At 50.8% G+C, this 24,544-nt stretch carries 21 protein-coding genes and 2 tRNA genes; 3 read left to right on the forward strand and 20 right to left on the reverse strand.

Annotated elements, in window-relative coordinates; translation table 11 throughout:
• Positions 1–71 precede the first annotated feature (71 nt).
• The 8 genes from pnp to QUF14_RS19865 all read right to left on the reverse strand — a co-directional run bounded on the left by pnp (position 72) and on the right by QUF14_RS19865 (position 9,326).
• Entirely contained in the window at positions 72–2,207 is a 2,136-nt protein-coding gene (gene pnp / locus QUF14_RS19830) for a polyribonucleotide nucleotidyltransferase (RefSeq protein WP_001298330.1), read from the reverse strand.
• A gap of 245 nt (positions 2,208–2,452) precedes the next feature.
• Entirely contained in the window at positions 2,453–2,722 is a 270-nt protein-coding gene (gene rpsO, locus QUF14_RS19835) for a 30S ribosomal protein S15 (RefSeq protein WP_000059466.1), read from the reverse strand.
• 148 nt (positions 2,723–2,870) lie between these two features.
• Positions 2,871–3,815, reverse strand: coding sequence for a tRNA pseudouridine(55) synthase TruB (gene truB / locus QUF14_RS19840; RefSeq protein ID WP_000089701.1), 945 nt, complete (start codon positions 3,813–3,815; stop codon positions 2,871–2,873).
• Positions 3,815–4,216 carry a 30S ribosome-binding factor RbfA gene (gene rbfA / locus QUF14_RS19845; protein WP_001040205.1) on the reverse strand — a complete coding sequence of 134 codons (402 nt, stop codon included), beginning with the start codon at positions 4,214–4,216 and terminating at the stop codon, positions 3,815–3,817. The genes truB and rbfA overlap by 1 nt, the downstream gene beginning before the upstream one ends.
• Before the next feature lie 162 nt (positions 4,217–4,378).
• Entirely contained in the window at positions 4,379–7,051 is a 2,673-nt protein-coding gene (gene infB / locus QUF14_RS19850) for a translation initiation factor IF-2 (protein WP_000133052.1), read from the reverse strand.
• Between the two features lie 24 nt (positions 7,052–7,075).
• The gene (nusA, locus tag QUF14_RS19855; RefSeq protein ID WP_100733916.1) at positions 7,076–8,563 is read right to left on the reverse strand and encodes a transcription termination factor NusA; all 1,488 of its coding nucleotides are present in this window, start codon (positions 8,561–8,563) and stop codon (positions 7,076–7,078) included.
• Between the two features lie 27 nt (positions 8,564–8,590).
• Complete coding sequence (gene rimP, locus QUF14_RS19860; protein ID WP_001300397.1) at positions 8,591–9,043, reverse strand: ribosome maturation factor RimP; 453 nt, start codon at positions 9,041–9,043, stop codon at positions 8,591–8,593.
• A 206-nt stretch (positions 9,044–9,249) separates the two neighbouring features.
• Positions 9,250–9,326: transfer RNA gene (locus QUF14_RS19865), tRNA-Met, on the reverse strand.
• Between the two features lie 347 nt (positions 9,327–9,673).
• Here QUF14_RS19865 and argG point away from each other — a divergent pair.
• The gene (gene argG, locus QUF14_RS19870; protein ID WP_000207675.1) at positions 9,674–11,017 is read left to right on the forward strand and encodes an argininosuccinate synthase; all 1,344 of its coding nucleotides are present in this window, start codon (positions 9,674–9,676) and stop codon (positions 11,015–11,017) included.
• A gap of 7 nt (positions 11,018–11,024) precedes the next feature.
• On the opposite strand, the gene QUF14_RS19875 is transcribed toward argG, so the two are convergent.
• The 7 genes from QUF14_RS19875 to rlmE form a co-directional block, all read right to left on the reverse strand.
• A complete protein-coding gene (locus QUF14_RS19875) occupies positions 11,025–12,650 on the reverse strand; it encodes a phosphoethanolamine transferase family protein (RefSeq protein WP_100733915.1) in 1,626 nt (541 codons plus the stop codon).
• 456 nt (positions 12,651–13,106) lie between these two features.
• Positions 13,107–13,193 (reverse strand) — tRNA-Leu (locus tag QUF14_RS19880).
• Between the two features lie 14 nt (positions 13,194–13,207).
• On the reverse strand, positions 13,208–13,540 hold the full coding sequence (gene secG / locus QUF14_RS19885; RefSeq protein ID WP_001295556.1) for a preprotein translocase subunit SecG: 333 nt from the start codon (positions 13,538–13,540) through the stop codon (positions 13,208–13,210).
• 227 nt (positions 13,541–13,767) lie between these two features.
• Positions 13,768–15,105 carry a phosphoglucosamine mutase gene (gene glmM, locus QUF14_RS19890; protein WP_000071137.1) on the reverse strand — a complete coding sequence of 446 codons (1,338 nt, stop codon included), beginning with the start codon at positions 15,103–15,105 and terminating at the stop codon, positions 13,768–13,770.
• Positions 15,098–15,946: a dihydropteroate synthase gene (gene folP / locus QUF14_RS19895; protein WP_000764731.1), complete on the reverse strand. Its 849-nt coding sequence runs from the start codon at positions 15,944–15,946 to the stop codon at positions 15,098–15,100. Before folP ends, glmM begins: the two co-directional genes overlap by 8 nt.
• A gap of 89 nt (positions 15,947–16,035) precedes the next feature.
• Positions 16,036–17,970: an ATP-dependent zinc metalloprotease FtsH gene (gene ftsH, locus QUF14_RS19900; protein WP_001107467.1), complete on the reverse strand. Its 1,935-nt coding sequence runs from the start codon at positions 17,968–17,970 to the stop codon at positions 16,036–16,038.
• A 99-nt stretch (positions 17,971–18,069) separates the two neighbouring features.
• The gene (gene rlmE, locus QUF14_RS19905) at positions 18,070–18,699 is read right to left on the reverse strand and encodes a 23S rRNA (uridine(2552)-2'-O)-methyltransferase RlmE (protein ID WP_000145975.1); all 630 of its coding nucleotides are present in this window, start codon (positions 18,697–18,699) and stop codon (positions 18,070–18,072) included.
• Between the two features lie 125 nt (positions 18,700–18,824).
• Here rlmE and yhbY point away from each other — a divergent pair, with 125 nt between their 5' ends.
• On the forward strand, positions 18,825–19,118 hold the full coding sequence (yhbY, locus tag QUF14_RS19910; RefSeq protein ID WP_001054420.1) for a ribosome assembly RNA-binding protein YhbY: 294 nt from the start codon (positions 18,825–18,827) through the stop codon (positions 19,116–19,118).
• Between the two features lie 155 nt (positions 19,119–19,273).
• On the opposite strand, the gene greA is transcribed toward yhbY, so the two are convergent.
• The gene (gene greA, locus QUF14_RS19915; protein WP_001148001.1) at positions 19,274–19,750 is read right to left on the reverse strand and encodes a transcription elongation factor GreA; all 477 of its coding nucleotides are present in this window, start codon (positions 19,748–19,750) and stop codon (positions 19,274–19,276) included.
• A 246-nt stretch (positions 19,751–19,996) separates the two neighbouring features.
• Between greA and dacB the strand changes: the two genes are divergently transcribed.
• On the forward strand, positions 19,997–21,430 hold the full coding sequence (gene dacB, locus QUF14_RS19920) for a serine-type D-Ala-D-Ala carboxypeptidase (RefSeq protein WP_001212631.1): 1,434 nt from the start codon (positions 19,997–19,999) through the stop codon (positions 21,428–21,430).
• Between the two features lie 40 nt (positions 21,431–21,470).
• Here the strand turns inward: dacB and cgtA are convergent, their stop codons facing one another.
• The 4 genes from cgtA to rplU form a co-directional block, all read right to left on the reverse strand.
• On the reverse strand, positions 21,471–22,643 hold the full coding sequence (gene cgtA, locus QUF14_RS19925; protein ID WP_000673561.1) for an Obg family GTPase CgtA: 1,173 nt from the start codon (positions 22,641–22,643) through the stop codon (positions 21,471–21,473).
• 15 nt (positions 22,644–22,658) lie between these two features.
• On the reverse strand, positions 22,659–23,624 hold the full coding sequence (locus tag QUF14_RS19930) for a DMT family transporter (protein ID WP_000813040.1): 966 nt from the start codon (positions 23,622–23,624) through the stop codon (positions 22,659–22,661).
• Positions 23,625–23,750: 126 nt separating this feature from the next.
• Positions 23,751–24,008, reverse strand: a complete 258-nt coding sequence (gene rpmA, locus QUF14_RS19935; protein ID WP_000940595.1) for a 50S ribosomal protein L27 — start codon at positions 24,006–24,008, stop codon at positions 23,751–23,753.
• A gap of 20 nt (positions 24,009–24,028) precedes the next feature.
• A complete protein-coding gene (rplU, locus tag QUF14_RS19940) occupies positions 24,029–24,340 on the reverse strand; it encodes a 50S ribosomal protein L21 (protein ID WP_000271401.1) in 312 nt (103 codons plus the stop codon).
• Positions 24,341–24,544 lie beyond the last annotated feature (204 nt).

A 24,544-nucleotide genomic window follows, 5' to 3' on the forward strand; every position in this document is an offset into this window, starting at 1 on the left:
GTTCCCGGTTGCTAACAAGGCGTCCTGCCCGGTTAAAAGCCCCCCGCCGCAGCGGAGGGCAAATGGCAACCTTACTCGCCCTGTTCAGCAGCCGGAGCTTCCGGTGCTGCAGCAGGTTGAGACTGCTCAGTCGCTTCTTTAATGCTCAGACGGATACGGCCCTGGCGATCGACTTCCAGAACTTTCACCGGTACTTCCTGACCCATCTGCAGGTAGTCGGTCACTTTCTCAACACGCTTGTCGGCGATTTGAGAGATGTGGACCAGACCTTCTTTACCGCCGCCGATGGCAACAAACGCGCCAAAGTCAACGATACGGGTCACTTTACCATTGTAGACGCGACCCACTTCGATTTCTGCGGTGATTTCTTCGATACGACGAATAGCGTGTTTCGCTTTCTCGCCGTCGGTCGCTGCGATCTTCACAGTACCGTCATCTTCGATTTCGATGGTGGTGCCAGTTTCTTCGGTCAGGGCACGGATAACAGAACCGCCTTTACCGATAACGTCTTTGATCTTGTCCGGATTGATCTTGATGGTATGGATACGCGGTGCAAACTCAGAGATATCACCACGCGGCGCGTTGATCGCCTGCTCCATGACGCCCAGGATATGCAGACGCGCACCTTTAGCTTGATTCAGCGCAACCTGCATGATCTCTTTGGTGATACCTTCAATTTTGATATCCATCTGCAGTGCAGAGATACCGTCGCGGGAACCCGCAACTTTGAAGTCCATATCGCCCAGGTGATCTTCGTCGCCCAAAATGTCAGACAGTACAACGTAGTTGTCGCCTTCTTTCACCAGACCCATTGCGATACCCGCAACAGCAGCTTTGATTGGCACACCTGCGTCCATCAGCGCCAGAGACGCACCGCACACGGAAGCCATAGAAGAAGAACCGTTGGATTCGGTAATTTCAGACACTACACGTACGGTGTACGGGAATTTGTCCATATCCGGCATTACTGCCAGCACGCCGCGCTTCGCCAGACGACCGTGACCAATTTCACGACGCTTCGGAGAACCGACCATGCCAGTTTCACCTACGGAATACGGAGGGAAGTTGTAGTGGAACAGGAAGGTGTCAGTACGTTCGCCCATCAGTTCATCAAGAACCTGTGCGTCACGTGCAGTACCCAGCGTTGCGGTAACCAGTGCCTGCGTTTCACCACGGGTGAACAACGCAGAACCGTGAGTACGCGGCAGCACGCCAGTACGCACATCCAGACCACGGATCATATCTTTTTCACGACCGTCGATACGCGGTTCGCCTGCCAGTACGCGGCTACGAACAACATTTTTCTCGATAGCGTGCAGAATTTCACCCAGTTCGTTTTCGTCCAGGGTTTCGTCTTCAGCAAGCAGCGTCGCGATGGTTTCAGATTTGATGACATCAACCTGCGCATAACGCTCTTGTTTGTCGGTGATGCGATAAGCATCGCTCAGACGAGCTTCAGCCAGTGCAGCAACGCGCGCGTTCAGCGCTTCGTTTACCGGCTCAGGCTGCCAATCCCAACGCGGTTTACCAGCTTCTTTCACCAGTTCATTGATGTTCTGAATAACAACTTGCTGTTGTTCATGACCGAACACCACTGCGCCCAGCATCTGGTCTTCGCTCAGCAGTTCAGCTTCAGATTCAACCATCAGCACAGCAGCTTCCGTACCGGCAACAACCAGGTCCAGTTTGCTCTCTTTCAGCTCGTCCTGAGTCGGGTTCAGTACGTACTGGTCATTGATGTAACCTACGCGGGCAGCACCAATCGGACCATTGAACGGAATACCAGACAGAGACAGCGCCGCAGAAGCACCAATCATCGCGACGATATCCGGGTTAACCTGCGGGTTAACAGAAACCACGGTGGCGATAACCTGAACTTCGTTGACGAAACCTTCCGGAAACAGCGGGCGAATCGGGCGGTCAATCAGACGCGCAATCAAGGTTTCGCCTTCGCTTGGGCGGCCTTCACGACGGAAGAAGCTACCCGGGATACGACCAGCAGCGTAGGTACGCTCCTGATAGTTAACGGTCAGCGGGAAGAAGTCCTGACCTGGTTTGGCTTTTTTCTGGCCGACAACGGTAACAAATACCGCGGTGTCATCCATGCTAACCATAACAGCGGCAGTAGCCTGACGAGCCATCATGCCGGTTTCCAGAGTCACGGTGTGTTGGCCGTACTGGAATTTACGAACGATCGGATTAAGCAATGTAATATCCTTTCTCTTTCTTAGACAGCACCTTACGGCACTGGTGTTAATACCCGATCTTCTGCGCATCCTCGCGACTAATGACAACCCTAACCCAGCCCAATGTGGGTAAAGCCTCTCATTAGCCGCGCGAACCTCTGCAACGGAAGATCATTCATAGCAACAATACATTAGTTTCCAGTGAATTGCTGCCGTCAGTTTGAAAAAAGGGGCCACTCAGGCCCCTTTTCTGAAACTCGCAAGAATTAGCGACGCAGACCCAGGCGCTCGATGAGCTGGGTGTAACGTGCTACGTCTTTACGTTTCAGGTAGTCGAGCAGTTTACGACGCTGAGAAACCATGCGCAGCAGACCACGACGGCTGTGGTGATCTTTTTTGTGCTCTGCAAAGTGGCCCTGCAGGTGGTTGATCTGTGCAGTCAGCAGTGCTACCTGAACTTCAGTAGAACCGGTGTCGTTTGCGTCACGACCAAACTCAGAAACGATTTTAGCTGTTGCTTCAGTACTTAGAGACATTTTAAAACTCCAAAGTATATAGAATGAAAGGACGCCGATCTCTAATTCAGCGATCCCAGTGTACGTTACGCAAAGTGTTAAACAATTTACGCGACGTTAAGCGGCAGTATTCTACTCGTAGCGACTTGTTATCGCAAGACGGTTAATATTACGCCGGGTATTCAACCACCAGGCGACGAGGCGCAACGCGGCCTTCATCGTCAATTTCGCCCATACCGATAAACTTGCCATTCTCACCTTCTGTAACGCGAACCAGTCCTTCCAGCGGCGCACCGGATGTACGAACCGGGTTACCATTTTTGAAGTAAACAGAAGACGTTAACGGAAGATTCACCACCGGATAGTCCGAAGCTGGACTGTCCATTGGCATCAGTAATGGATCAAGTAACTTCGCTGCCGGAATATCCTGCTGCTCGGCTTGCTCAACCAGTTCACGCAGATGTTCCAGAGTCACCATCCGTTCAACCGGATATTTACTTACAGCCAGGCGACGCAGGTAAATAACATGCGCGCCACAGCCGAGTTTTTCGCCGAGATCGTCAATGATAGTGCGGATATAGGTGCCTTTTGAGCAGTGAATTTCCAGCTCCAGTTCATTGCCTTCGTGGCGAATAAACAGCAATTCATAAACGGTAATCGGGCGTGCTTCACGCGGGACTTCAATTCCCTGACGCGCATATTCGTACAGTTTTTTGCCCTGGTATTTCAGTGCTGAATACATCGATGGGATCTGTTCGATATCACCACGGAAAGTATCCAGTGCCGCCGCCAGTTGCTCTGCACTAAAGGTTACCGGACGTTCTTCAACGATTTGTCCGTCGGCATCAGAAGTATCGGTACGCTGTCCAAGACGCGCAATCACCCGATAGCGTTTGTCAGAGTCCAGCAGATACTGGGAAAACTTGGTGGCTTCCCCGAGGCAAATCGGCAGCATGCCGGTCGCCAGCGGGTCCAGCGCACCGGTATGCCCGGCACGGTTGGCGTTATAAATCCGTTTCACTTTTTGTAGCGCATCGTTGCTGGACATCCCCTGCGGTTTATCCAGCAACAAAACGCCGTTAATGTCGCGACCGCGACGACGAGGACGACTCATTAGTCCTCCTTGCTGTCGTCCGGGTTAACACGACGTTCTTCGTCATGTTTGACCACGCTGGTCACCAGGTTTGACATGCGCATCCCTTCAACCAGAGAGTTGTCGTAGAAGAAGGTCAGTTCCGGCACGATACGCAGGCGCATCGCTTTCCCCAGCAGGCTGCGGATGAAACCAGAAGCTTCCTGCAACGCTTTGATGCCCGCTTTAACCGCGTCTTCATCTTTGTCGTTAAGGAACGTCACATATACTTTTGCATACGCCAGGTCACGAGACATTTCGACACCGGAAACGGTGGTCATCATGCCCAGACGAGGATCTTTAATTTCGCGTTGCAGGATGAGAGCGATCTCTTTTTGCATTTCCTGCGCTACGCGCTGCGGGCGACCAAATTCTTTCGCCATAATAAATTCTCCTGACAAAAAAGGGGCTGTTAGCCCCTTTTTAAAATTAATTTCAGTTAGAAGGGCTGTTCACGTAGCCTGATAAGACGCGCCAGCGTCGCATCAGGCAATCCATGCCGGATGCGGCGTAAACGCCTTATCCCGCATAGAACCCTAAAAACCTTAAGCGATGGTACGTTGGATCTCGATGATTTCGAATACTTCGATCACATCGCCAGTGCGGACGTCGTTGTAGTTCTTAACGCCGATACCACATTCCATACCGTTACGGACTTCGTTAACGTCATCTTTGAAGCGGCGCAGGGACTCCAGCTCGCCTTCGTAGATAACCACGTTGTCGCGCAGAACGCGGATCGGATTGTGACGTTTAACCACACCTTCAGTAACCATACAACCTGCGATGGCACCAAATTTCGGTGATTTGAACACATCACGAACTTCCGCCAGACCGATAATCTGCTGTTTCAGTTCCGGAGACAGCATACCGCTCATCGCCGCTTTCACTTCGTCGATCAGGTTATAGATGACGGAGTAGTAACGCAGATCCAGGCTTTCCGCTTCAATCACTTTACGTGCAGAGGCATCAGCACGTACGTTGAAGCCAACCAGGATGGCGTTGGACGCCGCAGCCAGGGTAGCGTCGGTTTCGGTGATACCACCTACGCCAGAACCGATGATCTTCACTTTAACTTCGTCAGTAGACAGTTTCAGCAAGGAGTCGGAGATCGCTTCCACGGAACCCTGAACGTCTGCCTTCAGAACGATGTTCACTTCGTGAACTTCGCCTTCGGTCATGTTAGCGAACATGTTCTCGAGTTTCGATTTCTGCTGACGTGCCAGTTTAACTTCACGGAATTTGCCCTGACGATACAGTGCAACTTCACGTGCTTTCTTCTCGTCACGCACTACGGTAACTTCGTCACCCGCTGCCGGAACACCGGACAAGCCAAGGATTTCAACTGGAATGGACGGACCTGCTTCCAGCACTTCCTGACCCATTTCGTTACGCATTGCGCGAACACGACCGTATTCGAAACCACACAGAACGATGTCGCCCTTGTGCAGAGTACCTTCACGTACCAGAACGGTAGCAACCGGACCACGACCTTTATCGAGGAAGGATTCGATAACCGCACCGCTCGCCATACCTTTACGTACCGCTTTCAGTTCCAGAACTTCTGCCTGCAACAGGATAGCGTCCAGCAGTTCATCGATACCGGTACCTGCTTTCGCAGACACGTGTACGAACTGGCTTTCACCGCCCCACTCTTCCGGCAGGATGCCGTACTGGGAGAGTTCGTTCTTAACGCGATCTGGATCGGCTTCTGGTTTGTCGATCTTGTTCACTGCAACCACAACCGGCACGCCTGCCGCTTTCGCGTGCTGAATTGCTTCGATGGTCTGCGGCATTACGCCGTCGTCGGCAGCAACAACCAGGACTACGATGTCCGTTGCCTGCGCACCACGTGCACGCATTGAAGTAAACGCGGCGTGCCCCGGGGTGTCCAGGAAGGTGATCATGCCGTTTTCAGTTTCAACGTGGTATGCACCAATGTGCTGGGTAATGCCGCCCGCTTCGCCAGAGGCCACTTTCGTTGAACGAATGTAGTCCAGCAAAGAGGTTTTACCGTGGTCAACGTGACCCATGATGGTCACAACCGGCGCGCGCGGTTCAGCCGCAGCACCTGTGTCACGGTCGCTCATTACCGCTTCTTCCAGCTCGTTTTCACGACGCAGGATAACCTTGTGGCCCATCTCTTCAGCAACCAGCTGTGCGGTTTCCTGATCGATAACCTGGTTGATGGTTGCCATTGCGCCCAGTTTCATCATCGCTTTGATGACCTGAGAACCTTTAACCGCCATCTTGTTCGCCAGTTCACCAACGGTGATGGTTTCGCCAATCACAACGTCACGGTTAACGGCCTGAGCTGGCTTCTGGAAGCCTTGCTGCAGCGAAGAACCTTTACGTTTTCCGCCTTTACCGCCACGTACTGCTGCGCGTGCTTCTTCACGATCAGCTTTTGATTCAGAGTGTTTGTTGCCTTTCTTCGGACGCGCTGCTTTCGCGTTACGACCACGGCCACGGCCGCCTTCGACTTCACGATCGCTTTCGTCTTCTGCCTGGCGAGCATGTTGAGAAGTAGTAACGTGATAATCGCTGGAATCTTCAGTCGGTTCCGCGTTATCAGTCCATTTGTTTTCTTCCGCCATACGACGTGCTTCTTCAGCAACGCGACGTGCTTCTTCTTCGAGTTTACGACGCGCTTCTTCTTCAGCTTTACGCTTGAGCTCTGCAGCTTCCTGCTCACGGCGGGCTTTTTCAGCCTGGGCGTTTTTAGTCATATCGTCTTGTTGATTGCTCACTTTGTCTTTTTCCGCAGCTTCACGTTTCGCTTGTTCAGCGGCTTCACGCTTAGCTTGTTCTGCGGCCTCACGTTCAGCTTTTTGTTGCGCCTCGCGTTTGGCCGATTCTTCTGCCTCACGACGGGCTTGCTCTTCCGCTTCACGCTGCGCCTGCTCTTCCGCAGCAAGGCGTTCAGCCTCTTGCGGATCGCGTTTCACAAAGGTGCGTTTCTTGCGGACTTCGATTTGTACCGATTTGCTTTTTCCACCGGTACCAGGAATGTTAAGGGTGCTGCGGGTTTTACGTTGCAGCGTTAATTTGTCCGGGCCTGAATTTTTCTGATTCAGGTGGTCAATTAAAGTCTGTTTCTCTTGTGCGGACACAGAGTCGTCAGCAGACTTCCGGATACCTGCATCAGCAAATTGCTGTACCAGGCGTTCCACGGAGGTCTGTCGCTCTGCGGCCAGCGTTTTAATCGTTACATCTGTCATGCTGTTCCTTCCTGCTACAGTTTATTACGCTTCGTCACCGAACCAGCAAATATTACGGGCAGCCATAATCAGTGCTCCGGCTTTTTCGTCGGTCAACCCTTCGATATCAGCCAGATCATCAATGCCCTGTTCGGCGAGATCTTCCAGCGTACAAACGCCACGGGCGGCCAGTTTGAATGCCAAATCACGATCTATCCCTTCAAGGTTCAGCAGATCGTCAGCCGGTTTGTTATCACCGAGGCTTTCTTCCTGGACCTGTGCAATGGTGGCCAGTGCATTTTTAGCACGCTCGCGCAGTGCTTCAACGGTCGGCTCATCAAGGCCTTCGATTTCCAACAGCTCTTTCATCGGCACATAGGCCAGTTCTTCCAGCGTCGAGAAGCCTTCTTCTACCAGGACAGTCGCAAAGTCTTCGTCGATGTCGAGATATTTGGTGAAGGTGTCGATCGCTGCGTGCGCTTCTGCCTGATGCTTAGCCTGCAGGTCGTCAACGGTCATCACGTTGAGTTCCCAACCGCTCAGTTGCGAAGCCAGACGCACGTTCTGACCGTTACGGCCAATCGCCTGCGCCAGATTACCGGCTTCAACGGCGATATCCATGGTGTGTTTATCTTCATCCACCACGATAGAAGCAACATCTGCCGGTGCCATTGCGTTAATCACGAACTGCGCCGGGTTATCATCCCACAGGACGATATCGATACGTTCGCCGCCCAGTTCAGTAGAAACTGCCTGAACACGCGCGCCACGCATACCTACGCAAGCACCTACCGGATCGATACGTTTATCGTTGGTTTTCACCGCGATTTTCGCACGAGAACCCGGGTCGCGAGCCGCTGCTTTAATTTCAATCACTTCTTCGCCGATTTCCGGCACTTCAATGCGGAACAGTTCGATCAGCATTTCCGGCTTGGAACGGGTGACGAACAGTTGTGCGCCACGCGCTTCCGGGCGAACGGAATAGAGCACACCACGAACGCGGTCGCCAGGGCGGAAGTTTTCACGCGGCAGCATATCTTCACGCAGGATCACGGCTTCAGCGTTGTTGCCCAGATCCAGAGAGATGTTGTCGCGGTTTACTTTTTTCACCACGCCGGTGATGATTTCACCTTCGTGTTCACGGAACTGATCAACCACCATCGCACGTTCGGCTTCACGCACTTTCTGCACAATAACCTGTTTTGCCGTCTGGGTGGTGATACGGTCAAAGGTAACAGACTCAATCTGATCTTCAACGTAATCGCCCAGATTCAGGCTTTCATCTTCAAAGCGCGCAGCTTCAAGAGTGATTTCTTTCGTTGGCTGGGTGACTTCATCAACTACCAGCCAGCGACGGAAGGTGTCAAAATCACCGCTTTTGCGATCGATTTGTACGCGAACGTCGATCTCTTGTTCGTATTTTTTCTTGGTTGCTGTAGCCAGCGCGCTTTCCAACGCTTCGAAAATTTTCTCGCGAGGCAGCGCCTTTTCATTGGAGACGGCTTCAACTACAGCCAAAATTTCTTTGTTCATCGCGGGCTTTTCACCTCATCCAGACTATTAAAAGTGGGGAACCAGGTTCGCCTTCTGGATATTACTCAGCGCGAACACTTCATCTTTACCTTCGACGGTAACTGTGATCATTTCACCGTCTACCGCTTTGATAACGCCCTGCCATTTACGACGGTTTTGTACCGCCATACGGAGAACCAGAGTCACCTCTTCTCCGACGAAACGGGCGTAGTGTTCAGCCGTGAACAGTGGGCGATCGAGACCCGGTGAGGAGACTTCCAGGTTATAAGCAACGGTGATGGGATCTTCGACATCCAGCACAGCACTTACCTGGTGGCTCACATCAGCACAATCATCAACATTGATGCCATCTTCACTATCAATATAGATGCGCAGTGTGGATGTGCGACCGCGAATAAACTCGATGCCAACCAGTTCAAAACCCAGGGCCTCAACTGGCGCAGTAATCATCTCTGTTAATTTTTGCTCTAATGTGGACAAGCCCACCCCCAAGACATAAAAAAAGGGCCTAAAGCCCAGTTATTCTGTAGTCAGATAACAAAAAACCCCGATAAATCGGGGCTTTATATAACTGAACCCTATAACCGCAACTGCGGTCTGGAGCACTTTCCAGAAGGATTTTTTCAAATCCCACTACGAAGGCCGAAGTCTTCACAGTATATTTGAAAAAGGACTCTAAGGGAAAGTGGTTGCGGGGGCCGGATTTGAACCGACGACCTTCGGGTTATGAGCCCGACGAGCTACCAGGCTGCTCCACCCCGCGCCTGAAACGTGGCAAATTCTACTCGTTTTGGGTAAAAAATGCAAACACTGCTGGGATTTGGTGTACCGAGACGGGACGTAAAATCTGCAGGCATTATAGTGATCCACGCCACATTTTGTCAACATTTATTGCTAATCGCGTGAATGAATATCCAGTTCACTTTCGTTTGTCGAATACTTTTGCCCTCTACTGCTCCTCCTTAAGCGCATTATTTTACAAAAAACACACTAAACTCTTCCTGTCACCGATAAAAGATGATTAAATGAAAACTCATTTATTTTGCATAAAAATTCAGTGAGAGCGGAAATCCAGGCTCATCATCAGTTAATTAAGCAGGGTGTTATTTTATGACGACGATTCTCAAGCATCTCCCGGTAGGTCAACGTATTGGTATCGCTTTTTCCGGCGGTCTGGACACCAGTGCCGCACTGCTGTGGATGCGACAAAAGGGAGCGGTTCCTTATGCATATACTGCAAACCTGGGCCAGCCAGACGAAGAGGATTATGATGCAATCCCTCGTCGTGCCATGGAATACGGCGCGGAGAACGCACGTCTGATCGACTGCCGCAAACAACTGGTTGCCGAAGGTATTGCCGCTATTCAGTGTGGCGCATTTCATAACACCACCGGCGGCCTGACCTATTTCAACACGACGCCGCTGGGCCGCGCCGTGACCGGCACCATGCTGGTTGCCGCCATGAAAGAAGATGGCGTGAATATCTGGGGGGACGGCAGTACCTATAAAGGAAACGATATCGAACGTTTCTATCGTTACGGTCTGCTGACCAATGCTGAACTTCAGATTTACAAACCGTGGCTTGATACTGATTTTATTGATGAACTGGGCGGCCGTCATGAAATGTCTGAATTTATGATTGCCTGCGGTTTCGACTACAAAATGTCTGTCGAAAAAGCCTACTCCACGGACTCCAACATGCTTGGTGCAACGCATGAAGCGAAGGATCTGGAATACCTCAACTCCAGCGTCAAAATCGTCAACCCGATTATGGGCGTGAAGTTCTGGGATGAGAGCGTGAAGATCCCGGCAGAAGAAGTCACAGTACGCTTTGAGCAAGGTCATCCAGTGGCGCTGAACGGTAAAACCTTTAGCGACGACGTAGAAATGATGCTGGAAGCTAACCGCATCGGCGGTCGTCACGGCCTGGGCATGAGCGACCAGATTGAAAACCGTATCATCGAAGCGAAAAGCCGTGGTATTTACGAGGCTCCGGGGATGGCGCTGCTGCACATTGCGTATGAACGTCTGCTTACTGGTATTCACAACGAAGACACCATTGAGCAGTATCATGCACATGGTCGTCAGTTGGGCCGTCTGCTGTACCAGGGACGTTGGTTTGACTCCCAGGCGCTGATGCTGCGTGACTCCCTGCAACGCTGGGTTGCCAGCCAGATCACTGGTGAAGTTACCCTGGAACTGCGCCGCGGGAACGATTACTCCATCCTTAATACCGTCTCTGACAATCTGACCTACAAGCCAGAGCGTCTGACGATGGAAAAAGGCGACTCGGTGTTCTCGCCAGATGATCGTATCGGTCAACTGACCATGCGCAACCTGGATATCACCGATACCCGCGAGAAACTTTTCGGTTATGCCAAAACTGGCCTGCTCTCCTCCTCTGCCGCTTCGGGCGTGCCGCAGGTGGAGAATCTGGAAAATAAAGGCCAGTAATTCGACATCAACCCTGCCCTTCAGGGGTGGGGTTACCTTGCTTATCCTCAGTAAACTCCTTTCTTAGCATCACAAAATCGAAAACATCATGGTTTGCATCTACAACCCGTGAGTCTCCTTTATAGTGTGCAATCACTTCCTCCAGCGTTTGCGGCTGTTCCGGCTTTGTTACCCCCATCCACGCATTAATAAGGTAATTATTGTAAGCAGTGGAAAAGATATCGTTTTCCGTTGTGCGATCCACGCCATCCCCAAGAACGGGGCTATACCAGATAAACATCGGAACATGATATGCCTGCTGGCTGGCCTCCCTGCCTCCATGAAAATAAATGTTCTTCTTCGTCGGGTCGCGTTCCAGGCCATGGTCGGCAAAATACATGACCGAGGCTCGGCGATCTTTTAATAATTCAAAAACCTGACCTAGCAAACTATCTGTGTAATGAATGGAGTTGTCATAGCAGGCATCCTGATCGTCCTGTGGTTGAAACACGGCGCTGGATTGCGGATAGGCGCTACAAGCCGGTTCATGGCTTCCATTTAAATGAAGAACAATCAGTTTCTTTTGCTGCGTCTTTTGCTGTAACGCTTGCGATAAATGCGGCAACAACAATTCATCAAATCCTCTGACATAGACTGTTTCCATGGCGCGCATGGCGATACTGGTAACTGCTGTACCATTCTGCCGAAAAGCGGATTGCGAGCTTAGCCAGAAAGTCTGAAATCCTGCTTGATTAGCCATATTAATAATGTTGTCCGGGTAATTATGAATGTCATGACTCAAAACAGAATCAGCAGTTAAAGAAAGGGGAACCGACAGCGCAGTGTAAGGTGCACCGCTTATTGCTTGATTAAACAGTTTGATCTGTTTTCTTTGTGCTTCGACTTGCGGTGTCGTAGAGCGTGTATATCCATACAAAGACATATTGTCGACACGTACAGACTCCCCCACAATCAACACGTAGGTATCAATACCTGTATCCCTGACTGATAATTGAAAATTCGGCACCGTGTTTGCAATTGAGAGTAATCTTTGATGCTCTTTCGCTGCTAAAGCAAAATAATTGAGATTGAAAAACGGTGTATAGGTAGCAAATCGCGACGCTAGTATATATGGACTGAACGCTTTTTTATTTTTTGCATCTTTATAAGCAAATTGACAAGCGGAAAATAAACTGCCCGAAATGACAATCAGCAATAATATTCCTGTCACTTTTTTCGTCGGCAAGGAAACATCATATTTTATTATTACTGCCAAAAAAAGAAGGGATAAAAAGGCAAAAGAACATAGATAAGGGATATACATCCCCAGCATTTTGACAACTTCATCCGGATCACTCTGCAGCACACTAATCGCAAATCCATCATTGAAAGTTGTACCAAAGGTACACCATGAATAGAGGCTAATACTCATGTCTGCCGCTGTCAGTAACACAAATGGTGCGGCAACAAGCAGGCGAAGCGGAAGGGATGATATACGTTTAACAACCAGGATGGTCAGAACGAAGAACAGCAATCGCTGAACCATATGCGCTCCGGAAGAGGCGACTAAGTTCGTAATACCAAAAACAATAACACAAAGATACAACAACCAATGAGATTTAAAACTTCTAACAAATTTGTTGAATACTGTCATCCAGAAATCCAAGTTCACAACCAATATAAACAATTATCAACAATGTTCAATTTTATATCAGACATGTTTTTCAACGCTGATCCATATCAGACCGAAACACTGTTAGTTTTTTCTTTTTAAATGATGCGGCCATTGTTCTCAGTAATTAAATAACATTATCAATGCGTCTCTAAACATTACGCAGAACGTAGCCATCAGTAGTTATACTGACAGGAGCAGGATGGTTTATCGAGAAGTAAACATATCCGTATTCGTACCGGAACTGGAGTTGACACAATAAAGTGCCAATTATGTCAGCAGTAGGGAAAAGTTTATAACTAAGGCGTACCGGCACCATCGTTTCAAAGAACCAGCTACGAGTAAAGCAACTGGACGAGATACAGATACCTGACAACCATTCCTCAGACCAGGACCAAAACGAAAAAAGACGCTTTTCAGCGTCTCTTTTCTGGAATTTGGTACCGAGGACGGGACTTGAACCCGTAAGCCCTATTGGGCACTACCACCTCAAGGTAGCGTGTCTACCAATTCCACCACCTCGGCACGGATACTACTTTTTAGTTCGGGATATCGCTGGTCGGCTTAGCCGGAGCAGCTGGCTGAGTTTGTTCGGTTTTGGCCGGCGCACTCAGGTTTTCCCATTCACTACCTTTATTGGTTTTGTTGCTATTGATGTTACCCAGCACCAGACTGATGATGAAGAATAACGTTGCCAGCAGCGCCGTCATGCGGGTCATGAAGTTACCAGAACCACTTGAACCAAACAGCGTAGCGGAAGCGCCTGCTCCGAAGGAGGCTCCCATATCAGCGCCTTTACCTTGCTGCAGCATGATCAGACCAACAAGGCCAATTGCCACAATAAGGAAAACTACTAAAAGAGCTTCGTACATAATCAACCTGTTCCTTGCGGAGTTGCCGCGTACCAATGCTTCAACCAATAAAGCGGGAGTTTTTAATCTTTCCCACTGAAGCGGGTGTGAATACTAACCAAAGCGAATGACCTTCGCAAGGGCAATTTTATCGCATTGTATCAACTGCGGAAAAAAACAGCAAAACCGATGTGTTCGCTGAGAAAAAAGGCGACAATCGCCGCCTTTTTAGCCAGCCTTCTACTGTTTTAAACGGCTTTTACTGCATCAGCGATGCGGTGTGCAAATTCAGTCACCTGCGCTTCGTCTTCGCCTTCCACCATCACGCGAATTAATGGCTCGGTGCCGGATTTACGCAACAGCACACGTCCGCGGCTGCCCAGCGCCGCTTCAACTTCTGCGGTCACGGCTTTGACTGATTCATGCTCCAGCGGATCGCCACTACCTGCGGTGTAACGCACGTTAACCAGAATCTGCGGGAACATTTTCATGCCGCTGCAAAGATCGTGCAGGCTCATATGGTTACGCGCCATCGCCGCCAGCACCTGCAAACCAGCAACGATGCCGTCACCGGTTGTGGTTTTATCCAGCAGGATCACATGACCAGAGTTCTCTGCACCGATACGCCAGCCTTTCTCCTGCATTTTTTCCAGTACGTAGCGGTCACCCACTTTCGCGCGCGCAAATGGAATTCCTAACTGTTTCAGCGCCAGTTCCAGCCCCATGTTGCTCATCAATGTACCCACCGCGCCACCACGCAGTTGGCCCTGACGCAGACCTTCGCGCGCGATGATATACATAATCTGGTCGCCATCGACTTTATTGCCTTCATGGTCAACCATAATCACACGGTCGCCGTCACCGTCAAAGGCGATACCAAGATCTGCTTTTTCAGCCAGTACGCGCGCCTGTAACGCACGAACATCAGTTGCCCCCACTTCGGCATTGATGTTTACGCCGTTCGGCTCACAACCGATAGCGATAACGTTCGCCCCCAGTTCACGCAGCACGTTCGGCGCGATGTGATAAGTCGCGCCATTTGCGCAATCCACCACAATCTTCAGTTCACTGAGGCTAAGTTCGTTCGGGAACGTGGCTTTGCAAAACTCGATATAGCGACCCGCAGCATCAACGATACGGCTGGCTTTACCCAGTTCTGCCGAATCAACACAGCTGATCTCTTTTTCCATTTCCGCTTCGATGGCTTCTTCAACTGCATCCGGCAGCTTAGTACCGTCAATAGAAAAGAATTTAATGCCGTTATCGTAGAATGGGTTATGCGATGCAGAAATTACAATCCCGGCCTCTGCGCGGAAGGTACGCGTCAGATAAGCCACGGCAGGTGTAGGCATCGGGCCTGTAAAGAGTGCGGAAAGGCCCGCAGCCGCCAGACCCGCTTCCAGTGCTGACTCCAGCATATAGCCAGAAATACGCGTGTCTTTACCAATAATGATCTTACGCGAGCCGTGGCGCGCCAGCACTTTACCGGCGGCCCAACCCAACTTAAGTACAAAATCAGGGGTGATCGGCGCATCCCCTACACGACCACGAATCCCATCGGTACCGAAATATTTACGATTACTCATAGCGTTTGTTTTCCTTTGCAGACAGAGTGGCTTCCACCACCCGCATCGCTTCTACGGTTTCTTTGACGTCATGAACACGAATGATGTGCGCACCTTGCATTGCGGCAATGACCGCACAGGCCAAACTACCGCTCAGGCGCTCGGACGGCCCCACGTTCAGCAATTGCCCAATCATCGATTTTCGTGACATACCCACCAACAGCGGCAGGTTGAAATGGTGAAATTCAGCCAGGCGCGCCAGTAATGAATAGTTATGGGAGAGATTTTTACCGAAACCGAATCCGGGGTCGAGCAACAATTTCTCTTTTGCGATACCCGCCTGCTCGCAACGTGCTATTTGCTCAATAAAGTAGCGATTCACTTCCGCAAAGACATCGTCATACTTCGGGGCTTCCTGCATGGTTTTTGGATTTCCCTGCATATGCATCAGGCAAACTGGCAAACCGGTTTCTGCAGCAGCTTCCAGAGCGCCAGGTTCGGAAAGGGAGCGAATATCGTTAATAATGTGAGCACCAACTTTCGCTGACTCACGGATGACTTCTGGTTTGGAAGTATCTACCGAGATCCAGACTTCGAAGCGTTGAGCAATTGCCTCAACCACAGGAATAACACGTTGCAACTCTTCTTCAACGCTAACTTCCGCCGCCCCTGGGCGCGTGGACTCGCCACCAACGTCAATGATCGTCGCGCCAGCGTTAATCATCAGATTCGCATGTTTCACCGCATCTATCAGCGAGTTATGCGTGCCGCCATCCGAAAAGGAATCAGGCGTAACGTTGAGGATCCCCATTACGTGAGGATGGCTAAGGTCCAGTGAAGTGCCCTGGGCAAAGAGTTTCATGATGTTATCCCTGGTATGAATTGATAAGAAAAAACCCCGGAGCACGCCCCGGGGTTTTCAGTACAAATACAGTCATCTAATGCGGGAACTTACTTGTCGCCTAACTGCTCTGACATGGTGTTACCCGGGTTCGGCGTACGCGGTTCATCAACCGGACGCGGAGCCTTTGGACTACCATTGTCGCCAGAATTGTTAGAAGCGCCTGGTTCTTCCCAGCCCGCTGGCGGACGTACATCGCGACGTGCCATCAGGTCATCAATCTGCGGTGCGTCGATAGTCTCATATTTCATGAGAGCATCTTTCATCGCATGCAGAATATCCATGTTGTCGGTCAGAAGCTGACGCGCACGATTATAGTTACGCTCGATCAGTGCTTTCACTTCCTGGTCGATGATGCGTGCCGTTTCATCGGACATATGTTTCGCTTTCGCTACGCTACGACCGAGGAACACTTCACCTTCTTCTTCCGCATACAGCAGCGGACCGAGTTTCTCAGAGAAGCCCCACTGGGTAACCATGTTACGCGCCAGGTTGGTCGCAACTTTAATATCGTTGGACGCCCCGGTAGAAACATGTTCCGGCCCGTAGATGATCTCTTCAGCCAGACGACCGCCGTACAGCGTAGAAATCTGGCTTTCCAGTTTCTGACGGCTGGCGCTGATTGCGTCGCCCTCAGGCAAGAAGAAGGTCACACCCAGCGCACGACCGCGCGGGATAATCGTTACTTTGTGCACCGGATCGTGTTCCGGCACCAGGCGACCGATAATCGCGTGACCTGCTTCGTGGTAAGCAGTCGATTCTTTTTGCGCTTCCGTCATCACCATGGAGCGACGTTCCGCACCCATCATGATTTTGTCTTTCGCTTTCTCGAACTCAACCATCGACACAACACGTTTGTTGCCACGAGCAGCGAACAGTGCCGCTTCGTTCACCAGGTTCGCCAGGTCAGCACCGGAGAAACCAGGAGTACCACGGGCAATGATTGCCGCGTCGATATCGGGTGCCAATGGTACGCGACGCATGTGAACTTTCAGAATCTGCTCACGGCCGCGAACATCTGGCAAGCCAACCACAACCTGACGGTCGAAACGGCCAGGACGCAGCAGCGCCGGGTCGAGAACGTCCGGACGGTTAGTCGCAGCGATAACGATGATACCTTCGTTACCTTCGAAGCCATCCATCTCAACCAGCATCTGGTTCAGAGTCTGTTCACGTTCATCGTGACCACCGCCCAGACCTGCGCCACGCTGGCGGCCTACGGCGTCGATTTCATCGATAAAGATGATGCACGGAGCCGCTTTCTTCGCCTGTTCGAACATGTCACGAACACGGGATGCACCCACACCGACGAACATTTCTACGAAGTCAGAACCGGAGATAGTAAAGAACGGAACTTTCGCTTCGCCTGCAATCGCTTTCGCCAGCAGCGTTTTACCGGTACCCGGAGGACCGACCATCAGGACGCCTTTCGGGATCTTACCGCCGAGTTTCTGGAAGCGGCTCGGCTCGCGCAGATACTCAACCAGTTCAGCAACTTCTTCTTTTGCTTCGTCGCAGCCCGCAACGTCAGCAAAGGTCGTTTTGATCTGATCTTCCGTCAGCATGCGCGCTTTGCTCTTACCGAACGACATGGCACCTTTGCCACCGCCGCCCTGCATTTGACGCATGAAGAAGATCCAGACACCAATCAGCAACAGCATCGGGAACCAGGAGATGAAGATAGAAGCCAGCAGGCTTGGTTCTTCAGGCGGTTCACCGACAACCTTGACGTTCTTGGTCAACAGGTTATCCAGTAATTTCGGATCCTGAACCGGAATGTAAGTGGTATAACGGTTACTATCTTTCTTGGTAACGTTGATTTCACGTCCGTTGATACGCGCTTCACGAACCTGGTCGTTATTGACCTCTTGTAGGAAGGTAGAGTAATCCACCTTACGGCCATTAGACTCGCTGGGCCCAAAGCTCTGGAATACTGACATCAGCACAACGGCAATGACCAGCCAGAGTATTAGGTTTTTCGCCATGTCACTCAAGGGATTAACCTCTTATTACAACTGTGTTAAAAACAGCGTCAGGATACTCTATATCCAGCATCTTTCAAACTTTCGTCTGAAATCTCCCGGTTAGGGTTTACGCCCGGTCGCTACAATATACACTTCCCGCGAACGTGCACGAGAAGAGTCCGGCTTACGAACTTTGACCTTCGTAAACAGGGAGCGAATTTCCCTTAGATACTCATCGAAACCTTCGCCCTGGAACACCTTCACTACAAAACTGCCACCTGGCGCTAATACATCACGACACATTTCTAACGCCAGTTCCACCAGATACATGGCACGGGGGATATCCACCGCCGGTGTTCCGCTCATGTTTGGTGCCATATCGGACATGACAACCTGGACTTTGCTGTCGCCAACGCGCTCCAGCAGTGCTTTCATCACCAGTTCATCACGAAAATCGCCCTGAAGAAAGTCCACACCAACGATAGGATCCATAGGTAAAAGATCGCAAGCGATGATGCGGCCTTTGCCGCCAATTTGGGTGACCACATATTGTGACCAACCACCCGGAGCAGCACCAAGGTCGACAACCGTCATTCCCGGTTTAAAGAGTTTGTCACTTTGCTGTATTTCATCAAGTTTAAACCAGGCACGGGAACGTAACCCCTTTTTCTGTGCCTGTTGAACATATTTATCGCTAAAGTGTTCCTGAAGCCAGCGGCTGGAGCTGGCAGAACGCTTCTTACCTGTCATTTAACTTTCCCATGGGGATAACTCATCGTAACCAATTGCGTAAATTTTTACGCGCCTATTTGGTGATATATGGGAGATGGCGGTAGAATGACCCGTTTTCAATCCCAACGTAAGCAAAAAATACGATGAATCTGAGTACTAAACAAAAACAGCACCTGAAAGGTCTGGCACATCCGCTCAAGCCAGTTGTTCTGCTTGGCAGTAATGGTTTGACCGAAGGGGTACTGGCCGAGATTGAACAAGCGTTAGAGCACCATGAACTCATCAAGGTGAAAATCGCCACCGAAGATCGCGAAACTAAAACCTTGATCGTGGAAGCTATCGTGCGCGAAACCGGCGCCTGTAATGTACAGGTCATCGGTAAAACGCTGGTGCTTTATCGCCCAACTAAAGAACGTAAAATCTCGCTGCCGCGCTAAGATTATCCTAAAGTTACACACATTTGCTGTGTAAAACGAGGGGTTTTCCGCAGGCAGGAGAGCAAAATGCCACGCTCTGTTCGTTGATAAAAGGCCGCATAGCGGCCTTTTTCCTTTCTTTACAATACATCAACATCTTGAGTATTGGGTAATTCTTACAGGTATTCCACCTTAATTACTTCAAATTCTACTTCGCCGCCCGGCGTTTTGATGACCACAACATCATCTTCTTCTTTGCCGATCAGGCCACGGGCAATAGGCGAGTTTACAGAAATCAGGTTCTGTTTAAAGTCAGCTTCGTCATCGCCAACGATGCGATAAGTCTGCTCTTCGTCAGAATCCAGATTCAACACCGTTACGGTAGCACCAAAAATAACGCGCCCATTGTTAGGCATTTTGGTGACATCAATCACCTGGGCGTTCGACAGTTTGGCTTCAATATCTTTGATACGACCTTCGCAGAAACCCTGCTGTTCACGAGCTGCGTGGTATTCGGCGTTTTCTTTCAGGTCGCCATGCTCGCGCGCTTCCGCGATAGCAGCAATAATTTCAGGACGGCGCACAGATTTCAGAAAATCCAGCTCTTCGCGTAATTTTTCAGCGCCGCGTAAGGTCATCGGAATAGCTTGCATTTGTTATACCTCTTGAATATTCCTGATGGGGCGAGTCTCCACCCACCCCAGCTGTTCGGCCTGCCCGGCATAACTCCTCACCGGGACCAGAAGCAAAAAATACCGACCCGGGTACAAGTCCCAGGTCAGCTACAATTCACATTTTGATAGTCATTTTACCCTGAAGTTCCCGAAGGGTCATCGTTTACTTTATAGGGCGTTGCGCCGTAGTATGACGGCTCGATTCCAGGTTGTTAGCGCGAGATTATGCGATTTTCCAGATTTATCATCGGATTGACCAGCTGTATAGCGTTCAGTGTTCAGGCCGCAAATGTTGATGAGTACATTACTCAACTTCCCGCTGGTGCCAACCTTGCCCTGATGGTGCAAAAAGTCGGCGCGTCGGCCCCCGCTATTGATTACCACAGCCAGCAGATGGCGTTGCCCGCGAGTACGCAGAAAGTGATTACTGCGCTGGCGGCGTTGATTCAACTCGGCCCCGATTTTCGTTTTACCACTACGCTTGAAACCAAAGGCAATGTGGAAAACGGCGTACTCAAGGGTGACTTAGTGGCGCGATTTGGTGCCGATCCGACGTTAAAACGTCAGGATATTCGCAATATGGTCACGACTTTGAAAAAATCTGGCGTCAACCAAATTGATGGTAATGTGTTGATAGACACCTCCATTTTTGCCAGCCACGATAAAGCCCCCGGCTGGCCGTGGAATGACATGACACAATGCTTTAGCGCTCCGCCTGCCGCCGCCATAGTTGACCGCAACTGTTTCTCCGTCTCGCTCTACAGTGCCCAAAAACCCGGTGATATGGCCTTTATACGCGTGGCATCTTATTACCCTGTTACGATGTTCAGCCAGGTACGCACCCTCCCCCGTGGTTCTGCCGAAGCGCAATATTGCGAGCTGGATGTGGTGCCAGGCGACCTGAACCGCTTTACGCTGACCGGATGCCTGCCACAACGTTCTGAGCCGCTCCCGTTGGCTTTTGCCATACAGGATGGAGCCAGCTATGCCGGTGCAATTCTGAAAGATGAGTTAAAACAGGCAGGTATCACCTGGAGCGGAACACTACTGCGCCAGACTCAGGTTAATGAACCCGGAACGGTAGTTGCCAGTAAACAGTCGGCCCCGTTGCACGATCTGCTTAAGATTATGCTGAAAAAGTCAGACAACATGATTGCCGATACGGTTTTCCGCATGATAGGCCATGCGCGCTTCAATGTGCCCGGAACATGGCGGGCCGGATCGGATGCCGTACGTCAGATCCTGCGTCAGCAAGCTGGTATCGATATTGGTAACACGATTATTGCCGATGGTTCAGGGCTTTCGCGGCATAACCTGATTGCACCTGCCACCATGATGCAGGTGCTGCAATACATTGCCCAACATGACAATGAACTTAACTTTATCTCTATGCTGCCGCTGGCAGGCTATGACGGCTCTTTGCAGTACCGTGCGGGCCTGCATCAGGCTGGCGTGGACGGAAAGGTCTCAGCAAAAACCGGTTCTTTGCAGGGGGTATATAACCTGGCGGGATTCATTACCACAGCGAGCGGGCAACGAATGGCGTTTGTACAATATCTTTCTGGCTATGCGGTAGAACCCGCGGCTCAGCGTAATCGCCGCATTCCGTTAGTGCGTTTTGAAAGCCGTTTGTATAAAGATATTTATCAGAATAATTAGTCTAAAGAGAAACCCCGGCACATGGCCGGGGTTTAGCTGATTAACGCTTGTAAATGAACTCAACGCCTTCTTCGTCGTCTTCGTCCCAGTCGTCATCCCAGTCTTCATCATCCTCTTCAGCAATCTCTTCAAGCTGCTGACGGTGATAATCATCCCACATGAATTCGACTTTCTCTGGCTGTTTCGCTTCTTCGGCCTGCACAACTGGGTTTTCAATGATAAAAGTCATCACATCCCAGCAGAGATCTTTCACGCCCAGTCCGCTCGCCGCAGAGATCAGATAATATTTATCTTCCCAGCCCAGCGCCTCCGCGATCGCTTTGGCTTTCTCTTCAGCTTCTGCCTTATCCAGCAGGTCGATCTTGTTGAAGACTAACCAACGTGGTTTTGCCGCCAAATCCTGGCTGTATTTTTCCAGCTCGCTGATAATAATACGCGCGTTTTCAACCGGATCGGTACCGTCAATCGGATCGATATCGATGAGGTGCAACAAGACGCGGCAACGTTCCAGGTGTTTCAGGAAGCGAATGCCCAGACCTGCGCCTTCCGCAGCGCCTTCAATCAGTCCTGGAATATCGGCAACAACGAAGCTCTTTTCGTTATCCATACGAACCACACCCAGGCTCGGTACCAGAGTGGTAAACGGATAATCCGCCACTTTCGGTTTAGCCGCCGAGACCGCGCGGATAAAGGTCGATTTACCCGCATTCGGCATTCCCAGCATACCGACGTCAGCCAGCAGCATCAGCTCCAGCAGCAGCTCGCGCTTATCGCCCGGCGTACCGTTGGTTTTCTGCCGTGGCGTACGGTTAACGGACGATTTGAAGCGGGTATTGCCCAGACCGTGCCAGCCGCCCTTGGCAACCAGCAGACGCTGACCGTGTTTGGTCATATCGCCCATGGTTTCACCGGTACCCTGATCGATAACACGCGTACCTACCGGCACTTTAATCGTGACGTCTTTACCGCGCTTACCGGTACAATCGCGGCTTGCGCCGTTCTGACCGCGTTCTGCACGGAAAGATTTTTCAAAACGATAATCGATCAGCGTGTTCAGGTTCTCGTCGGCTTCCATCCAGACGTCACCACCGTCACCGCCGTCGCCGCCATCCGGGCCGCCTTTCGGAATATACTTTTCGCGGCGGAAGCTCACGCAACCATTACCGCCATCACCTGCAACGACCAGAATCGATGCTTCATCAACAAACTTCATTTTATTCTCCGTAAATCATTCGCCTGCGCGGGGTTGCGATACCACCGTTGTATGCTTACGTAATCCGCCCCAAATACGATGACCAATGGCGGAATACATCGCGCCCGCAACCACGACAAACGCACCGAGATAACCTAAAAGGTTTAACATCGGTCTGGCGAAGAAATCGGGCCAGGCCAGTGATAAAAGATCTGAAAAAAACAGCGTAAACAGTGGGGTGAGCGTGATGATCGCGCTCACCTGCGCTGCCTGCCAGCGAGCCATCGCTTCCGCCAGGGCGCCATATCCTACCAATGTATTCAGTCCGCAAAAAATTAAACATGCGAGCTGCCAGTGGCTAAGCTGCGCTATCACTCCAGGATTTGCCAGAGGGAAGAGCGCAATTGTACATAAAGTGTACAGCAAAAACAGGATCTGCGGTGAGGCCAGCCGACGCAATAAAACCTTCTGCGCTACGCCATAACTCACCCAAACCGTCGCCGCACCGACCCCAAAAATAACTCCCCAGGTGTAATCGGTGAGCTTTGTAAATATCTCAACCAGACTGGTGTTAAAAAACATCACCAGGCCGCTCAGGAGCATCAATGCCCCCACTACCTGGGTGCTGCGCATTTTCTCTTTCAGGATAAATACGCTGGCAACCATCATGCCAACTGGCGAGAGTTGCCCAATCACCTGCGAAGCGGTCGGACTCAGGTATTGCAAGGATGAGCTGAACAGGATGAAGTTCCCAAACAGCCCGGCGGTCGCCACTGCCAACAAAATCAACCAGCGTGGCTTACGAAACACGCGTAATGGCGGCAACCTCTTCTTCACCGCAAGAATGGCACCAAGGCCAATACTCGCCATCAAGAAACGGTAAAACACGATTGTCGGAGGTTCCATCACCTCCAGCACCTGCTTCATTGCGATTGGCAACGCACCCCAGCAAATTGCGGTAGTGAGCGCCAAAAGAATGCCAATGCCTGCCTGCTGCTTCATACCGTATTCCCTACAAAACGCATTTGCGAGTTAACGCCGCACGATGCGAATTTTTACCGGTTATCGAATGTAAAAAGCCCCGCAACGTGTTGCGGGGCTTTCATCCGTTACCGGGACGCGAAAAACTTATTCAGCTTCGATGCTGATAAATTTACGGTTTTTCGGGCCTTTAACTTCGAATTTCACTTTACCGTCTGCTTTAGCAAACAGAGTGTGGTCACGACCGCAACCTACGTTAGCGCCTGCGTGGAATTTGGTACCACGTTGACGAACGATGATGCTACCCGCCAGAACGGATTCGCCACCGAAACGCTTAACGCCCAGGCGTTTAGCTTCTGAATCGCGACCGTTACGTGTGGAGCCGCCAGCCTTTTTATGTGCCATTTGAAATCTCTCCTCAGGTCTTAGGCGCTGATGCCAGTAATTTTCACATCAGTGAACCACTGACGATGGCCCTGCTGCTTACGATAGTGTTTACGACGACGAAACTTAACGATTTTAACTTTCTCGCCACGACCGTGAGCAACAACTTCAGCTTTGATTACGCCACCATCAACGAAAGGAACGCCGATTTTGACTTCTTCACCGTTTGCGATCATCAGCACTTCAGCGAACTCAACAGTTTCGCCAGTTGCGATGTCCAGCTTTTCCAGGCGAACGGTCTGACCTTCGCTTACTCGGTGTTGTTTACCACCACTTTGGAAAACCGCGTACATATAAAACTCCGCTTCCGCGCACACCTTTTCAATGATTCAGAGTGCGCTATAAATATTCACAATAGGGCGCGAATATTACGCAAAACGCACGCCTTTGACAAGTGCTACAGTCAATACACGAAGAAAAAAAACACAACTTGTACGGTAACGTTTATCTGTGCCATTTTTTCAGTACAATCACCCTATATTCCTAACCATAAACCC

It is taken from the genome of Escherichia sp. HH091_1A (genome assembly GCF_030295175.1).
Classification (GTDB): Bacteria; Pseudomonadota; Gammaproteobacteria; order Enterobacterales; family Enterobacteriaceae; genus Escherichia; species Escherichia coli_F.

Coding starts and splice junctions, on each gene's coding strand:
- rpsO (WP_000059466.1), bottom strand. CDS start 2,722: ATGTCTCTAAGTACTGAAGCAACAGCTAAAATCGTTTCTGAGTTTGGT.
- truB (WP_000089701.1), bottom strand. CDS start 3,815: ATGAGTCGTCCTCGTCGTCGCGGTCGCGACATTAACGGCGTTTTGTTG.
- rbfA (WP_001040205.1), bottom strand. CDS start 4,216: ATGGCGAAAGAATTTGGTCGCCCGCAGCGCGTAGCGCAGGAAATGCAA.
- infB (WP_000133052.1), bottom strand. CDS start 7,051: ATGACAGATGTAACGATTAAAACGCTGGCCGCAGAGCGACAGACCTCC.
- nusA (WP_100733916.1), bottom strand. CDS start 8,563: ATGAACAAAGAAATTTTGGCTGTAGTTGAAGCCGTCTCCAATGAAAAG.
- argG (WP_000207675.1), top strand. CDS start 9,674: ATGACGACGATTCTCAAGCATCTCCCGGTAGGTCAACGTATTGGTATC.
- QUF14_RS19875 (WP_100733915.1), bottom strand. CDS start 12,650: ATGACAGTATTCAACAAATTTGTTAGAAGTTTTAAATCTCATTGGTTG.
- secG (WP_001295556.1), bottom strand. CDS start 13,540: ATGTACGAAGCTCTTTTAGTAGTTTTCCTTATTGTGGCAATTGGCCTT.
- glmM (WP_000071137.1), bottom strand. CDS start 15,105: ATGAGTAATCGTAAATATTTCGGTACCGATGGGATTCGTGGTCGTGTA.
- folP (WP_000764731.1), bottom strand. CDS start 15,946: ATGAAACTCTTTGCCCAGGGCACTTCACTGGACCTTAGCCATCCTCAC.
- ftsH (WP_001107467.1), bottom strand. CDS start 17,970: ATGGCGAAAAACCTAATACTCTGGCTGGTCATTGCCGTTGTGCTGATG.
- rlmE (WP_000145975.1), bottom strand. CDS start 18,699: ATGACAGGTAAGAAGCGTTCTGCCAGCTCCAGCCGCTGGCTTCAGGAA.
- yhbY (WP_001054420.1), top strand. CDS start 18,825: ATGAATCTGAGTACTAAACAAAAACAGCACCTGAAAGGTCTGGCACAT.
- greA (WP_001148001.1), bottom strand. CDS start 19,750: ATGCAAGCTATTCCGATGACCTTACGCGGCGCTGAAAAATTACGCGAA.
- dacB (WP_001212631.1), top strand. CDS start 19,997: ATGCGATTTTCCAGATTTATCATCGGATTGACCAGCTGTATAGCGTTC.
- cgtA (WP_000673561.1), bottom strand. CDS start 22,643: ATGAAGTTTGTTGATGAAGCATCGATTCTGGTCGTTGCAGGTGATGGC.
- QUF14_RS19930 (WP_000813040.1), bottom strand. CDS start 23,624: ATGAAGCAGCAGGCAGGCATTGGCATTCTTTTGGCGCTCACTACCGCA.
- rpmA (WP_000940595.1), bottom strand. CDS start 24,008: ATGGCACATAAAAAGGCTGGCGGCTCCACACGTAACGGTCGCGATTCA.
- rplU (WP_000271401.1), bottom strand. CDS start 24,340: ATGTACGCGGTTTTCCAAAGTGGTGGTAAACAACACCGAGTAAGCGAA.